This is a genomic window from Kordiimonas lacus, assembly GCF_001550055.1.
GTDB lineage: Bacteria > Pseudomonadota > Alphaproteobacteria > Sphingomonadales > Kordiimonadaceae > Kordiimonas > Kordiimonas lacus.
In genome coordinates this window covers 333,334-348,765 of record NZ_LRUA01000007.1, presented here as the reverse complement: position 1 = coordinate 348,765, position 15,432 = coordinate 333,334, and the positions used below count along the sequence as shown (strand labels likewise).

The window sequence follows — 15,432 nt, the reverse complement described above, 5'->3', positions numbered from 1 at the left end:
TGTGTCCCGGTCTGCGATTTCCTAATGCCTTGGTGGGCAGTGCCTGAAAGAATCGCAAATAATTCGATACAGAAACTCTGCCAAATGCGTGTTCGTCGCAATATTTTGTCCGATTTTAGCGAAAAATAGCGTAAAAAATGGATGATTTTTCAGGGCTTTCATAGTCTTTTCTGCAAATAAACAGAAAATATCGGTAAATTTTTCTGCGCCGTGAAATCCTGAGTGTTTAATGCGGCTTATGCAGCATTTGCTTGTTGGAAACTGCGACTTGTTTTTGCTACTTTGCGCCGGTTCTGAGTGAAAGGCGCATTGGGCAAAGCATGAAATCGGCCTCAAAAAAAATTATCAGCAACCAGTCGGATGTTCATGAAAACCTGGTTTCCGTGGTGAAAAAGCACCTCGAATCAGAATTCAGGAAGCCGGTGGCCGATCATACACGCCGGGCCTTTGATGCGGTCTGCGCCCGGCTGGATGATGCGCCGAAGCGCCCGCTTATCCTGGATGCCTGTTGCGGTGCGGGTGACAGCAGCCGGGCTCTGGCGGCACAGTTTGAAGACCACTGGGTGGTTGGCATCGACAAGTCTGAAAGCAGGATCATGCGTGAACGCCCCACCTTGTTTCGGGACAACCTGGTGCTGATGCGGGCCGATCTGACGGATTTCTACCGCCTGGCGGTGGCGGCTGGCTGGCGCCTGGCGCGGCATTATGTGCTTTACCCGAACCCATACCCGAAATCAGTGCACCTGAAGCGTCGTTGGCACGCCTCGCCCGTGTTCCCCGATATGCTCAAGCTGGGCGGCGTGTTCGAGATGCGCTCGAACTGGCGGCTGTATCTGGAGGAATTTGCCGTGGCGCTCGAGGTGGCGGGCCACACGGGCGAGGTAGCGGCATTTGACGTGCCTGAGCCGCTGACCGCGTTCGAACGCAAATACCGTGACAGCGGCCAGCCCCTTTACCGGCTGACCGCTGATCTCTCGAAGGTCAGTCTTTAAGCGCCATGGGCCCCATGGCAGCCTCATTTACCTGCCCGTCATATTTATAGACAGTGCCGTCTTTCATAACGAAATCAACGCGGGACAGCAGGTTGATGTGCCTGAGCACGTCGCCTTTCACCCCGATGATATCGGCATATTTGCCTGCTGATACAGTGCCCTGTTTATCAGACACCCCCATCATCACGGCGGGCCAATAGGTGGCCGCGCGGATGGTGTCCATGGGCGCAATGTCCATCACATTCACCCACACGTCCATTTCGTTCCAGGTACTCTGGCAGTGGAATTTCATCGGGATGCCGCTGTCGGTGCCCACAAGGAACACGAGGCCCGTTTCCCTGAGTTGGGCAATCTTGCGCTTGAGTGTCGGGCGGCGGAGCGGCGTCAGCTGGGTGTAGCCAAGCTGGCCGGGATTCTGGATGGACCCTTTAATGTCTGCGATGGTGTCGGCTTTCAGGCCGCGATGCCAGCAGTTGCTGTCCAGTTTTTCCGGGTTGTCGACCGTATGCTGGAAGTTCCACAGGCCTTCTACAGTGGGTGTCCAGTATAAGGGCCCACCCGCCACACGCCCGGTTGCGGTGCGCTCTTTCAGCTTTTCCACCACATCCGCCGGATATTCGGGGGCAGTCGTGAGGCCGGTATGTTCGAAATTGTCGACGCCGATCTCAAGCCCGCGGCGGATCTCGTTCGGGCGGTGGGAGTGGGCCACCACCTTCATGCCGTACCGGTGCGCTTCATCGACAATCGTCTGGGCGACGGCGAGCGGCATTTTGTCCTGGTCGATCAGCTTGACGATTTCCATGCCGGCGTCGGCCAGCGTTTTCACCTTCTTCTTTGCCTCAGCATCGGTTTTCACGCCCCAGCGGAAGGCTTCGGTGCCGGGGTAGGGCTCGTCCTGCAGGAACGGGCCGGATGTGAACAGCCGCGGACCGGGCGTCTCGCCAGCATTGATCCGGGCCTTGACGGAAACGGAAGCGTCGAGCGGCGCGCCGAGGTCCCGCGCGGATGTCACACCAGCCAGCAACAGCTGCGCGGCACTCGCGGGCATGATCTCGTCGGCCAGCCGGTTGATATATGCCTTGTCCCAATGCTCATAATCGGCGTGGCCGTTCAGCATCAGGTGGGCGTGGCTTTCCCACAGGCCGGGCAGCAGGTCCATGCCGTCCGTAGACACGACGGTATAGCCGTCCGGCACCGGCAGTGTATCCACGGTGCCCACCCGTTCCACCACGCCGTCGTTGATCAGGATAACGCTGTTGGCGATAGGCCGGTGGCCGAAGCCATCAATCAGGCGTCCGCCCACAAGGGCTGTTTGCTCCGCCTGGGCACCGGCGGCCAGAAGCGCGCCTGCAAGCGCGGCTTTGATGAAATGCTTGAGCATAAGTGTCCCTCCCCTGTTTTTCTAAATTTAAGATGGCACAGATGCCAGCCAAGTCCATGGCCTGACACAGATGTGATGGGGGGCCGCGTCGGGGTGTTCGTGCCGCAACCGGTCGGGCGGCTCACCCCATAGGGCGGCGTTGACATCCAATCAATGCCGCCACGATGGTTTTCTTTCCCTTGCCGGTGGTGCGGTTCGCCGGAAATGAAGCTAAGGGTATGCGGAAGAGGCAGCCCTTAAGCTGCCCAATCCAGGATCACTTTGCCGGACTGGCCCGAACACATCACGTCGAAGCCCTTCTGGAAATCGTCCACGCCAAAGCGGTGGGTCAGGATCGGGCTCATATCGAGGCCGCTTTCCAGCATGGCGATCATCTTGTACCAGGTCTCGAACATCCGACGCCCGTAGATGCCGTGGATTTCAAGGCCCTTGAAGATCACATGGTTCCAGTTGATGCCGGAGCCTTCAGGCAGGATGCCCAGAAGCGCAACCTTGCCGCCGTGGTTGATGGTCTCCAGCATGTTGCCGAACGCCTGCGGCACGCCTGACATTTCAAGCCCCACGTCGAAGCCTTCGGTCATGTGAAGTGCGGCCATGGTGTCTTTGAGGCTGTCCTTGGTGACATTCACGGCCTTGGTGGCGCCCATCTCGCGTGCCAGATCCAGCCGGAAGTCATTGACGTCCGTGATCACGATATTGCGCGCGCCCACCTTGCGGGCAATGGCAACGGCCATGATGCCGATGGGGCCTGCGCCGGTGATCAGCACGTCTTCGCCCACCAGGTCGAACGAAAGCGCGGTGTGGGTTGCGTTGCCAAGCGGATCGAGGATCGCGCCCAGCTCATCCGACACGCCTTCAGGCAGTGGGCAGATGTTCACGGCGGGGACCGAGATATATTCCGCGAACGCACCCGGGCGGTTGACGCCGATGCCTTCGGTGTTGCGGCACAGGTGGCGCTGGCCAGCGCGGCAGTTGCGGCAGTGACCGCACGTGATGTGGCCTTCGGCCGACACGCGCTGGCCGATCTGGAGGCCCTTGACCTCGGACCCCAGCTCAACAATCTCGCCTGCGAATTCGTGGCCCACATGCATGCCTACCGGAATGGTCTGGGATGCCCACTGGTCCCATTTATAGATATGCACGTCGGTGCCGCAGATGGCGGTTTTCTTTACCTTCACCAGAACGTCATTGTGGCCGACTTCCGGCATCGGCACGTCTTCCATCCAGATGCCGGTTTCGGCTTTTGCTTTGACGAGCGCTTTCATGATTTTGTCCCTCACATGTGCCCGAATATTCGGTCTGTTGTCTTAGCTGATAATGCCCAGTTCGCGGCCGATCTTGCCAAAGGCTTCAACGGCGCGGTCGATCTGCTCTGGCGTGTGGCCGGCAGACATCTGGGTGCGGATGCGGGCCTGTCCCTTCGGGACTACCGGGAAGGAGAAGCCGATCACGAAGATGCCTTCACCCAGAAGCTTGTCGGCCATCTCGGCGGCCAGCTTGGCGTCGCCCAGCATCACTGGGATGATCGGGTGGTCGGCGCCCGCGAGCGTGAAGCCCAGTTTTTCCATGCCGTCACGGAAACGCTTGGAGTTTGCGTGCACCCGGTCGCGCAGCTGAGACCCTTCCTCTAGGATTTCAAGAACCTTGATCGAGGTTGCTGCAATCACCGGCGCCAGCGTGTTGGAGAAAAGGTAAGGGCGCGAGCGTTGGCGCAGCCAGTCGACGATCTCAGCGGATGCCGCCGTATAGCCGCCCGACGCCCCGCCGAGCGCCTTGCCCAGCGTACCAGTGATGATATGCACCCGGTCCTGCACGCCGAAATGCTCGGGCGTGCCCGCGCCGGTTTCGCCGATGAAACCAACAGCGTGGCTGTCGTCCACCATCACCATGGCGTCGTATTTTTCGGCCAGGTCACAGATGGCGGGCAGGTTCGCCAGAATGCCGTCCATCGAGAAGACACCGTCAGTGGCGATCAGACGGAAGCGCGCGTCCTGCGCGTCCTTCAGGCACTGCTCCAGCTCGGCCATATCGTTGTTGGCATAGCGGAAGCGCTTGGCCTTGCAAAGCCGCACACCGTCAATGATGGATGCGTGGTTGAGCGCATCGGAAATGATCGCGTCCTCAGGGCCCAGAAGCGTCTCGAAAAGACCTGCGTTGGCGTCGAAACAGCTTGGGTAGAGGATCACATCTTCCATCTTCAGGAATTTGGCGAGCTTGTCCTCAAGCGCCTTGTGCACATCCTGGGTGCCGCAGATAAAGCGCACGCTGGACATGCCGTAGCCGTGCTCGTCCAGCGCCTTCTTGGCGGTATCGACCAGGATATGATCGTTCGACAGCCCGAGGTAATTGTTGGCGCAGAAGTTGATGAAGTCTGTGTCGCCACTGCCTTCAACATGCACGCTAGCCTGCTGCGGCGTGGTGATGACGCGCTCTTTCTTATAAAGGCCCGCTTCTTTCACGTCTGCCAACTGTTCCTGAAGATACGCTGTGTAGCGATCAGTCATGCCCAATTCCCTTCTGAAGTACACTCGTCATGCTGAACTTGTTTCAGCATCCATGTCTCAACTTAATGTCGTCTCTAACGGACTAGCCAATGGACCCTGAAACGAGTTCAGGGTGACGGCTCTTATGTCGCTCGTCAAAATTCGATATACTAGATACACTGTTCAATATATTGGTCAATAGCCAATATATTCCGTGATACTGCGCTTTCAGGGCGCCAATACCAGCATCAGGGCGCGCGCGGGTGTTTGCCCTTTATTTTCAATAAAGTGCGGCACGTCGGCCTGGTAGCGCGCCGTGTCGCCCGCTTCAAAATGCTGCACGCTGGCGCCGATGCGGACGCTCAGCGCACCTTCAAGCACCGTCAGATGCTCTGTGGTGCCGCTGGCGTGCCCTTCTGATTCGAGGCAGCCTTCGGCCTCCAGCCGCATATCATACCATTCTGTCTTGCTGACCAGGTCAATGGGCCCCAGGATGCGCAGTGTACATTTGCCGTCAGCGCTTTGTATCTCTGGCGTCTGGTAGGCTTTTACCACTTCGATTTCGGGGGCGCTGGTTTCTTCTTCCTGCGGCGTATCCAGGAGACTCGCAAGGTCAATTCCCAGCGATTGGGTCAGGCTCCACAGCGTCCCGAGCGTCGGGTTCGTCAGGCCGCGTTCGATCTGCGACAGCATGGATTTGGACACGCCCGAGCGTTTGGCAAGGCCGTCGAGTGTCAGCTTCTCGCGGCTTCTCAGCGCCTTGATTTTCTGGCCCACATCGGGCGGGGAGTTGCGTGTCATGATCTTGTCCTTATCGACCTTTTGTTCACTATATTGAATTTTTTCGCTTGATCCAGCGGGAAATGTGCCGGCGCTTGATCTCTGTCAAACGGCGGTGGTGCATTTGCCGCTAAGGAATGAGAGCGTTCCGAAAACCGATCAGGAAGAATTAGGATGACAGCGGATCACTCGACCGAGGCCTATAAGGCCTATTTCCTTGGCCCCAAGGCTGAGAACGAAACCTGGGTGCGTTCCGAGTTCCAGTCGATACTGGAGCATTGGTTCCAGTGGCGGAAGGACCTGTTCCCCACTGACGTCCCGGTTTCCGAAAAAGCTGAGCGCCGTACGCCAGCTTACCTTGAAGCGCGGGAGCGGATCATCGCGGGGCTTGAGGATCTGACCGACCTTCTGGACGGTGAGGTGCCCAAATTCACGCCGCGCTATATTGGCCATATGGTGTCGGAGCTGACGCTGCCTGCGCTGATGGGCCATTTCGCCATGATCCTGCACAACCCCAACAACACCAGCCGCGACTCGTCGAAGATCGGCTCCAGGATCGAGGTGGAAGTGATTGCCATGCTCGCAGAAATGCTGGGGTTCGACCCCGAGCGCGCCACGGGCCATATCACCGGTGGCGGCACGGTCGCGAATTTCGAGGCCGTCTGGCGCGCGCGTTTCCGGCAGGATCACTGGCTCAGCCTGCTGCTGTATCTGGCGGAAGAACGCGGGGTGACGCTTGACCTGTTCGCGGGTGCCCACATGGGCTGGAAACGCTTTGCCGAGCTTTTGGATGCACATGACGTGGTGCTGGATGACCTGCGCGGCTACAGTGGCGTGGCGACAAATCCGTACGCGTTTGGCGAGCGCATGACGCAAGCATTCGGGCAGCCCTATCGCGGGCCTGTTATGCTGGTGCCCGAGAACAAGCATTTCTCCTGGACCAAGGCGACCAATATTTTCGGCTATGGCGAAGATGCCTTCTGGCCCGTGCCGCTGGACGCGCTGGGCAAAATGGATGTGGCGGCACTTGAGGCGCTGATTGACCGGGCCCACAAGGAAGCCCGCCCGATCAGCATGGTGGTTTCCGTGGCGGGCACCACGGAAACGGGCGAGATTGACCCGGTAGATCAGGTGCAGGGCATCCTGAACGGGGCCAATCGCCGGCATGGCTGGGATATCTGGCACCATGTGGACGCGGCCTATGGTGGCTTCCTCTGTAGTCTCTTGCGCGGCAAGCCTTCAACGGTGCTGAGCGTCTCCAACAGTGCCGCGCTGTCGGCGATCGGAGAGGCGCATTCCGTGACCATCGACCCGCACAAGCTGGGCTATGTGCCCTACAGCTGCGGCGCCATCATCACCCGTGACGAGCAGGCCTATGCGGTTTCGAGCTTCAAGGCGCCGTATCTGGAGCGCCAGCTGGAGGTGCCGGACAAATGGTCGACCACCCTCGAAGGCTCGCGCTCGGCCGCGGGTGCGGCGGCCACCTGGCTGACGGGCAAGACCATGGGCTTCGACACCTCGGGCCTTGGCGGTGTGATCGCTGAGACGATCCTGGCCTGCCGCGCGTTCCGGAAACGCATAGTGGCCGAACTGCCGTTCGTGCGCCCCTTGAGCCCCAGCGAGACCAACATCCTGTGTTATTCGCTGGCGGAAGAGGGCATGAGCCTGAAGGCCGCCAATGCCGCGACCGAAGCCGTATTCGACCGCTTCGTGGCCTGCGCCGATTTTTCAGTCTCGAAAACCACGCTGTCAGGGAAGGCGCACAGCAAGGTGATTGAACGCCACGTGAAAACTTTTGGCGGCAAGATGGATGATGACCGGCTGGTGCTGATCCGCTGTGTGTTCATGAACCCCTTCTGGCGGGAAGAGGCGGTCGCCGACAGGCTGACGACAGATATCATCGCGCATCTCAAGGACTGGTTCCACCCGGCAAGGGCAGCGTGAGCTGACCTCAGGGGCGGTCGCCCGGTATTTGGGGGAAATGCCGGGCCAGTGCGCCGCTTTTGCGGGTGTTGGAAATCCGCTTTTGCACATGGGTGACCAGTGCCTCGGTCTCGGGGCTTTTCCAGCAGGCCAGGTTTTCCTCGAACTCCAGGATGGGGGCTGATGGGTCATAGCGCACGTCTGCTGCAATCTTGAGTTTGTCAAGCGCCAGTGCCGCATCAATACCGTATGCCAGCACCATCTGCACGCGGCCTTGCTCGAGCAGGCGGAAGGCTTCCAGGGTCGACGGTACCTTGGCGTATTTCAGTCGTCTCAGCGCCGGGGCATAAAGCGAGGTGTCGGTGTGGGCGATGGTGTCCACGGCCACCAGTTGGGCGCCGATGGTGCGGGCGTCCGTGGGCGGGATTTCATGAAGTGCAAACATATGTACCGCAATGCGGTTGAAGGGGCCGGCGAGTATCAGGTTGCTGAATTCTTCCTCAGACAGAACGGAATGGGGAATGCGCTTGCCGCCCGGCAGGGTGATGTTGCCGAACAGGCACTGGCTTTCCTGCCGCACCCATTGCATCACGCCACGCTGACCGGGGTAGATGGTGATGGTCAGGTCCGCCGGGGCGCCGTCCAATAACAGTTCCATTAGCTTGTTGTACGGCAGGTCAGCCCCGGCTTTCAGCAGGTCTGGCATTTCCTGTGCCGCAATGGTGATCACAGGCCTTGGCGTGTCGGCAAAGGTCGTCACTGTACACAGCGCACAGGCAATCAGGCTGAGAAACTTCAATAGGATACGCAAAACACTTTCCTTCAGACCACCCGGGTCCCAAGGATAAAGCGCGCGCCTTAACAACCGGTTATTGTGGCATCACCTCTAGAGCGGGCTGAACAGCAGGGGCGTGTCTGTGCTGAGGTCCAGCACTTCGGTGAGCGCGTCGCGACCAACGGGGGCCTGGGTGACGCGGAAATCACCATCCGTGCGGGCGATCAGCGCGCGGGTGCCCAGCTCTGCGTCCGTCAGGTCGCCTACCGTGCAGGCCCGTGCGCCACGGATGAGCGGGATGTTTTCAAGGTCTGCTTCCATGCACGGCCCGGCGTCGAATACATCCACCTGGTTGCGGAAGCGGAAGCCCTGCTTTTCCAGAAGCGCGCGGGCAGGGCGGGTCTTGTCGTGGGTCAGGCCAATCACCTTCTGCGCTTCATCGGGCAGCAATTCGGTATAGATGGGCACCTTGGGCATCAGGTCCGCGATAAAGCGGTTGGAGACGCCCGAGCGCGCGTCGGCTTCGGCGAAATCCAGCTTGAAGAACTTGCGCCCCACGGCTTCCCAGAAAGGCGAGCGGCCTTCCGCGTCTGTCCAGCCGCGCATTTCCGCCATCACCTGCGGACCGAAGCGTTCGCGCTGGGCCGCCATCAGCATAAAGCGGCTGTAGGAGAGGAGCGTGCCGCGCCCGCCGCCCCGGATGGCCGGGTCCAGGAACAGGGTGCCGATTTCGGCATAACCATGAAAATCATTCACCAGCGACAGCACACTGGCCTCACAGCGCACGCCGATCTCAGGCGCGCGTGCCGCATGCTTCGACAGCCGGTAGCTATAGAAAGGCTGGCCGTGCCCCAGATTGGTATAGATGGCGCTGACGCCAGAGAGTGTGCCGTCCGCTTCTTCCATCACCAGAAGGTAGGTTTCCGCCGTCAGGTCATCCAGAGGCCGCGCGAAGGAGGTGAGCGATGCATCGATACGCTCGTGCCAGGCGGCTTCGTCCTTGGGCAGCGTGGTCATGCCCTGGCCAGCCTTGGCGGCGAGCGTCATCAGCTTGTCTATGTCTGTTTTTCGGGCGGGGCGAATAATCATGTGTTTCATGTCCTGATGGCTGTGTTGCGCTATTCATTCACTATGGCCTGTTCACTATGGTCTGGGCGCGGCCGAATTTGGTGGCGAAGATGCCGGTTCGGCTTTCGAATTCTCCTGAATCCTTGAGCTTGGCCGAATTTTGTTCGGTGGCCGTCAGGCGCCGTCCAGAAGTTCTTCCAGCGGATAGCCGCCAAAGGGTTTCGGGTTCTCGATAATCGGCACGGTGGTGAACTTGGCGATGCCGATCCCGGCACCCAGAAGCCGGTCCGTAAGGCGGCTCAGCGCCGCCATGTCCCTGACCGCGATACGGATCAGATAATCATACCGCCCGCTAACCTTATGGCACTGGACAATGGCCTTCTCCGCCTTCACCGCTGCGTGGAACTGCTTGAAGTCCTCAGGTCGGTGGTTCGACAGCGTCACCTCGGCATAGCTCTCCAGAAGCGGTGCGATTTTCGTGACGGCAATTTCGCCCAGATAGCGGGTGATGAAGCCCTGCTGTTCCAGCTTCTTGACGCGCTCAAGGCAGGCACTGGGGGACAGATGCACCGCGTCCGCCAGCGCGATATTGGAAATGCGCGCGTCCAGCTGCAGCACCTCAAGGATGCGGCGGTTGATCTTGTCTATCTTGAAGGCTTCTGTTGTCATCCCACGTCCCTTCCCCATGCTTTATATGTAGCACGCGCGGGCCCAATTTTTTGTCGGAACTTGCCCCCTTTCGCCGCACAAGATGCGGTCACCGAATAATATTCCGCCATTCTTTCGGCGTTTTTTATGCTCAAATAGGCTCACGAACATAAGCCCGAGGGACAAGGGATCATGAAGCAGACAAGCAGGCAGGCACCCCACGCAGTGGTGATGGTGCAGCCCCACCACTTTTACCCCAATGAGGAAACCGCGGCGGACAATGCCTTCCAGGAAGAAGGTGGCAACCGCGAACGCACCGAGAAACGCGCGTTCGACGAGGTGCAGGCCGCGGTGGAGGCCCTGAGGGGCGCGGGGGTGACCGTTCACCTGTTTGAGGACGAGGGGACCGAGACCCCCGACAGCGTGTTCCCCAACAACTGGTTTTCCACCCACCCGGACGGGCGCGTGGTGCTCTACCCCATGTATGCGCCGTCTCGCCGGGCGGAGCGCCGCGATGACATCATCGATTTCCTGCGCGAGACTTATGACGTTTCGGGCGTGATTGACTATTCGTCGTTCGAATATGCCGAAAAATATCTTGAGGGCACGGGCGCCATGGTGCTCGACCACGCGAACATGACGGCCTATGTATCCCTTTCGCACCGGGCGGACGAGACGCTGGTGACGCGCTTCTGCGGCGATTTCGGCTATGACCCGGTGATGTTTGAAACCCGCGGACCGGACGGTAACGCCATCTACCACACCAATGTGATGATGAATGTCGGCACCAGGCTGGCGCTGGTGGGCCTGTCGACCATCGTGGGGGCGGACAAGCGGCAGGAAATCGAAGACCGCTTGAAGGCGTCGGGCCGCACGTTGATTGACCTGAGCGCAGACCAGATCGCGCAGTTTGCCGGCAACGCGCTTGAGGTGCGCACGGACAAGGGCCTCCTGCTCGTGCTGTCTGACACTGCGCACGCCAGCCTGACGGCGGAGCAGATCGCCCTCATTGAGGCCGAGATGCCGCTTCTGCCGCTCCATGTGCCGACGATCGAGAAGGCTGGCGGCAGCGCGCGCTGCATGCTAGCTGGCATTCACCTGAAGCCGAAGGGCTAAGCGGGGCGGAATTTCCCTTTGCAATCAGCGCTGAAATCGGTTGTGCTACCCACCGGAACGGATGGGGAGAATGACTGGTGATGAAGAAAACCCTGATTGGTAGCGGATTGGTTGCGGCCGCAGTGGTCGGCTTTGTGATGGACACGCTGATGGACGCGGGCACCTTCCGCGAGATCAAGCCGCACTATCACGGAACCTGCGATGCGGTCCCCGGCGTTGTGGGCGTCGAGGACATCACCATCGATCCGGATTCCGGCTTTGCCTACCTCTCCTCCCACGACCGGCGGGCCTGGGCCGCAACCGGCGCGGCGGACGGCGAGATTTATCTTTACCGCCCCGGCAGCCTCGCGACCCCGCTGCCGATGCCGCACGATTTCGAAGGCCAGTTCCACCCGCACGGTATCGCCCTGTGGCTGGACGCGACGGGCCCCGACCGGCTGATGGTGATCAACCACCCCAACAGCCCGGACGCGGGCGGTATGCCCTTGAGCCAGGTCGAGATTTTCGAAATCGGCCCCGCGCGCCTCAATCATATCCGTACAGTCAAAACAGATGGCCCCTACAGCCTCAATGACGTGGTGGCCACGGGGCCTGATACCTTCTATGCCTCCATCGACAAGGGCAGCGAAACAAAGCTGGGGCGCAGCCTGGAAAGCTACCTTCGACTGTCGCGCGGCGGTATTGCATACGGTGACGCAAACGGCATGCGCAGGGTCGAGGGCGGCCTGGTGTATCCGAACGGCATCCAGTGGGACGGCGTGCACCTGTATGTGGCGGAAACCACGGGCAGGCGCCTCCTCAAATTCAAACCGGGCACGACGCCGATGGACCTTGACCAGATGGCGGAAGACAATCTGGGCACCGCGCTTGATAACCTGGAGTGGGACACGGACGGCAACCTGTGGGTTGGCGCGCACCCCCAGACGCTCAAGTTCGTCTCCCACGCCAAGGACGCCAGTAACCGCTCGCCCAGCCAGGTTTTGCGTGTAACGCTCGCGGACGGCGGCTTTGATGTTCAGGAAGTGTACCTGAGTGACGGTAACCCTCTGTCCGGCTCCTCTGTCGCCGCCCCCTATGAACGCCGCATGCTGATCGGCAGCGTGTTCGAACCCTTCATCCTCGATTGCAGCCTTTAGGAGGGGCAATGGATAGGAACCTGATTGTGGCCTATGACCTTGTGGAAACCGGGGTGCAGGGCTGGGAGTATGCATTTGTGGGGGTGGCTGTTTTCATCCTCGGCTATGTGGTTAGGCGGTATCCTCAGGTTTGGCGTTTCACTACGTGGGGCGCGCCGGATCGGGCCGGTTTACGGGGTTTCCTTTCGATGTGTTGGATGATTGGTGGGCTTTTGGGCTCAGGTGTCGCGTTGATGGTGGCTTTCGGTCAATACAGCAAGCTCGAGGCTTGGTATCTGTCTAAAGACTATACTGTAACCGAAGGCCAGATTGTGGAAATGCACACGACAATGGTTAAGGGCCGACCAAAGGACGTGTTTTCCATCGGCACCCTCTCTTTTATCTATCCCGTAGATTCATCATTTTATGGAATCCGTCAAAGACACGAAGAGGGTGGACCAATCCGTGAAGGAGCCCACGCGAGGATTTATCACCACGGAAACGATATCCTGAGATTGGAAATTGAACCTCGCGCGACAGAATAATGGCCGCTTGGTCCTGCCAAACTGTCGCAGGGGCGGCTTGTCGCAGGGTAATGCGGTCTGATCTCTCTTATATTTCATCTCACGGGCACGACGCTTGGAACACGCCGCCGCCCGGTGACCGTAGAGTATGGGAGAGATGAGATGCAAACCACGACGAAGCCATATCATGGCTATCAGAACCCCCACCATGTGCCCAAGGGCGCGTCGGACCGTATCGCGTTCGGCTTTGTGAAGCTGTTGCGCTTCTTTGCCGATACCTTCTTTGCCAAACGCTATGGCCACCGGGCGGTGGTGCTTGAGACCGTCGCGGCCGTGCCCGGTATGGTCGGTGGGCTGTTGCAGCACCTGAAGGCGCTCCGGCAGATCCGTGACGACGCGGGCTGGGTGAAGGAACTGCTGGAAGAAGCAGACAATGAGCGCATGCACCTGATGACCTTCATCCATGTGGCGCAGCCCACCTTCTTCGAACGCGCGGTGATCATGATCACGCAGGCGATTTTCTATAACCTCTATTTCTTCCTTTACCTGTTGGCGCCCAAGACCGCGCACCGGGTTGTGGGTTATTTCGAGGAAGAAGCGGTGACCAGCTACACAGCTTACCTGAATGAGATTGATGCCGGGCGGCACGAGAATGTGCCCGCGCCGCAGATCGCCATCGATTATTGGGGCCTGGGTGCCGGTGCCACGCTCCGCGACTTGGTGATTGCCGTGCGCAATGACGAGGCCGGTCACCGGGACCGGAACCATTTGTTCGCCGACCAGTTGGCAGCGGGCGAGACGCCCAAGGGTTCCAGCCTGAAGGCTTGATGGCGGTGTTCATGGACCCTGAACCAAGTTCAGGGTGACGGTTGGAGTTTGGTTATATCGTCATGCTGAACTTGTTTCAGCATCCAGAAATTCCCTACTACAGAAATTCGACTGTCAGGACCGCGCCGTTCCCCATGGACTGTGCGGCTTTGTCGATCTCCGGCCCGAAGCGTTCCAGCACGCGGTCACGCCGCACTTTCATGGTGTGGGTCAGGATGCCGTTCTCGATGGTCCAGGGTTCTGGCGCCATCAGCACGGCGCCCACCTGCGCGTGGCGCTCAAGGGTCGCGTTGATCTCTGCCACCCGCTCACGCACATGGGCTTCAATCTCCGGCGCGGGCACATGTGTGGCCGTTTCCGCCACCACCAGCAGGATCACCGTTTGCGGCAGGCCGTGGCCCACCAGGCAGGCCTGGTCCAGATAGTCGCTCTCAAGGAACTTGGCCTCGATGGGCATGGGCGCGACATATTTACCCTTGGCCGTCTTGAAGGTTTCCTTCACCCGGCCTTTGAGGATCACGAAGCCGTCTTCATCCAGCTCCGCCCGGTCGCCGGTATGGACCCAGCCGTCGCGGAAGGTCTCCGCCGTCTTTTCCGGCATTTTATAGTAGCCCAGGCTGCAGCCGGGGCCGCGGGCGATCAGCTCGCCTTCTTCCGTGATGCGCACCTCAACGCCTGGCGCGGGCTTGCCCACGGTGTGGGGCTTGTTGCTGCCCGCCGGCGTGGTGGCCAGCGGCAGGATTTCCGTTTGGCCGTAGCCGTCCATCAGCGGCAGGCCAAACAGGTCAAACCATTCCTTGATGTGTGGCGGCACGGGGGCGGTGGTGGATACCAGCTTCTCCACGCTCGCGAGTCCCAGCTTGTCGCGCACTGCAGCGGCGGCCATGCTGGCGTGCGGGCCGGTGAGCGCGGCCTTGAGGGCGTCCGCACCGCCATCGGTGCCTGCGATCACGGCGGATGAGAGCTTGTCCCAGATGCGCGGCACGCCGAAGAAATAGTTGGGCCTGGCGATGCGCAGGTCCAGCCCGAATGTCTCAAGGCTTTCGTTGAAAAAGATCGTGCCGCCAACACTTAGGGCATGCAGCTCAATGATCAGCCGTTCGGCCAGATGCGCCAGCGGCAGGTAGGAAATGAAGTGCCAGCCGGGGCCGGATTCCGTCTGTTCCACCAGTGTTTTGGTGGCGCGGCCAATGCTGCCCAGCGAATGCATTACGCCCTTGGGCTTGCCGGTGGTGCCACTGGTGAAAATCAGCGTCGCGATATCCTCAACGGCGTGGCCCGTGGGCGCCGGCTGACCGTCGCCCTGCTTGAGGAAATCGTCCCAGGTGATATCGCCTTCTGTGGCATCAATGCCGGGCAGGGTGACGATGGTGATGCCTTCCGGCACATGGGCTTTCACCTCGGCCCAGTTGGCACTTTCGCCCAGGAACAACAGCTCCACATCGGCGAAATCCAGCACATAGTGGAAGGTCTCTGGCCGCATGGTGGTGAACACCGGCACGGCTACGCTGCCGGACTTCAGGATCGCCAGATCCGCCAATATCCAGTGCGCGCGGTTCTTTGACAGGATCGCCGCCTTATGATCGCGCTCGCCGAAATGGGCGTGGATGGCACGCGCGGCGCGGTCAACTGTTTGTGCGGTTTCGCGCCATGTGAACGGTGTCTCACGGCCGTCTTTCAGGTCCACCAGGAAAGGCGTGTCCGGCTTTTTACCGGCCCAGAAGGCCAGGTCTTCCATGACCGTTTTACGCTTCGTCTCCACACTGTTGCCTTCCCACATGGCTGTATCCCCCGATTGC

The 15,432-nt window shown here is 60.0% G+C and carries 14 protein-coding genes; 6 read left to right on the top strand and 8 right to left on the bottom strand.

Going from position 1 to position 15,432, the window contains the following annotated elements; translation table 11 throughout:
• Window positions 1-320: 320 nt before the first annotated feature.
• On the top strand, window positions 321-992 hold the full coding sequence (gene trmB / locus KORLAC_RS14585) for a tRNA (guanine(46)-N(7))-methyltransferase TrmB (protein ID WP_068307701.1): 672 nt from the start codon (window positions 321-323) through the stop codon (window positions 990-992).
• On the opposite strand, the gene KORLAC_RS14580 is transcribed toward trmB, so the two are convergent.
• From KORLAC_RS14580 to KORLAC_RS14565, 4 genes are all read right to left on the bottom strand, one after another.
• The gene (locus tag KORLAC_RS14580) at window positions 982-2,373 is read right to left on the bottom strand and encodes an amidohydrolase family protein (protein ID WP_068307700.1); all 1,392 of its coding nucleotides are present in this window, start codon (window positions 2,371-2,373) and stop codon (window positions 982-984) included. The two genes, trmB and KORLAC_RS14580, sit on opposite strands and share 11 nt — an antisense overlap.
• A 236-nt stretch (window positions 2,374-2,609) precedes the next feature.
• Window positions 2,610-3,638 (bottom strand): L-threonine 3-dehydrogenase, encoded by a 1,029-nt coding sequence (gene tdh, locus KORLAC_RS14575; protein WP_068307697.1) that lies wholly within the window; start codon window positions 3,636-3,638, stop codon window positions 2,610-2,612.
• Window positions 3,639-3,680: 42 nt separating this feature from the next.
• Window positions 3,681-4,877: a glycine C-acetyltransferase gene (locus tag KORLAC_RS14570; protein ID WP_068307694.1), complete on the bottom strand. Its 1,197-nt coding sequence runs from the start codon at window positions 4,875-4,877 to the stop codon at window positions 3,681-3,683.
• 207 nt (window positions 4,878-5,084) lie between these two features.
• Complete coding sequence (locus KORLAC_RS14565; RefSeq protein ID WP_068307692.1) at window positions 5,085-5,657, bottom strand: helix-turn-helix domain-containing protein; 573 nt, start codon at window positions 5,655-5,657, stop codon at window positions 5,085-5,087.
• A 153-nt stretch (window positions 5,658-5,810) separates the two neighbouring features.
• Between KORLAC_RS14565 and KORLAC_RS14560 the strand changes: the two genes are divergently transcribed.
• The gene (locus KORLAC_RS14560; RefSeq protein ID WP_068307690.1) at window positions 5,811-7,580 is read left to right on the top strand and encodes a pyridoxal phosphate-dependent decarboxylase family protein; all 1,770 of its coding nucleotides are present in this window, start codon (window positions 5,811-5,813) and stop codon (window positions 7,578-7,580) included.
• A 7-nt stretch (window positions 7,581-7,587) separates the two neighbouring features.
• Here KORLAC_RS14560 and KORLAC_RS14555 read toward each other — a convergent pair whose 3' ends face one another.
• The 3 genes from KORLAC_RS14555 to KORLAC_RS14545 form a co-directional block, all read right to left on the bottom strand.
• Window positions 7,588-8,370, bottom strand: a complete 783-nt coding sequence (locus KORLAC_RS14555) for a hypothetical protein (protein ID WP_068307688.1) — start codon at window positions 8,368-8,370, stop codon at window positions 7,588-7,590.
• A 75-nt stretch (window positions 8,371-8,445) separates the two neighbouring features.
• Window positions 8,446-9,423: an arginine N-succinyltransferase gene (locus KORLAC_RS14550; protein ID WP_068307682.1), complete on the bottom strand. Its 978-nt coding sequence runs from the start codon at window positions 9,421-9,423 to the stop codon at window positions 8,446-8,448.
• 153 nt (window positions 9,424-9,576) lie between these two features.
• Complete coding sequence (locus tag KORLAC_RS14545) at window positions 9,577-10,071, bottom strand: Lrp/AsnC family transcriptional regulator (protein WP_068307680.1); 495 nt, start codon at window positions 10,069-10,071, stop codon at window positions 9,577-9,579.
• Window positions 10,072-10,242: 171 nt separating this feature from the next.
• Between KORLAC_RS14545 and ctlX the strand changes: the two genes are divergently transcribed.
• The 4 genes from ctlX (at window position 10,243) to KORLAC_RS14525 (ending at window position 13,633) form a co-directional block, all read left to right on the top strand.
• A complete protein-coding gene (ctlX, locus tag KORLAC_RS14540) occupies window positions 10,243-11,166 on the top strand; it encodes a citrulline utilization hydrolase CtlX (protein ID WP_068307679.1) in 924 nt (307 codons plus the stop codon).
• Window positions 11,167-11,246: 80 nt separating this feature from the next.
• Entirely contained in the window at window positions 11,247-12,302 is a 1,056-nt protein-coding gene (locus tag KORLAC_RS14535; RefSeq protein ID WP_068307675.1) for an SMP-30/gluconolactonase/LRE family protein, read from the top strand.
• An 8-nt stretch (window positions 12,303-12,310) separates the two neighbouring features.
• Window positions 12,311-12,826 carry a hypothetical protein gene (locus KORLAC_RS14530; protein ID WP_068307674.1) on the top strand — a complete coding sequence of 172 codons (516 nt, stop codon included), beginning with the start codon at window positions 12,311-12,313 and terminating at the stop codon, window positions 12,824-12,826.
• Window positions 12,827-12,967: 141 nt separating this feature from the next.
• A complete protein-coding gene (locus KORLAC_RS14525; protein WP_068307670.1) occupies window positions 12,968-13,633 on the top strand; it encodes an alternative oxidase in 666 nt (221 codons plus the stop codon).
• A 97-nt stretch (window positions 13,634-13,730) separates the two neighbouring features.
• On the opposite strand, the gene KORLAC_RS14520 is transcribed toward KORLAC_RS14525, so the two are convergent.
• Complete coding sequence (locus KORLAC_RS14520) at window positions 13,731-15,413, bottom strand: AMP-dependent synthetase/ligase (protein WP_068307668.1); 1,683 nt, start codon at window positions 15,411-15,413, stop codon at window positions 13,731-13,733.
• Window positions 15,414-15,432: the final 19 nt, after the last annotated feature.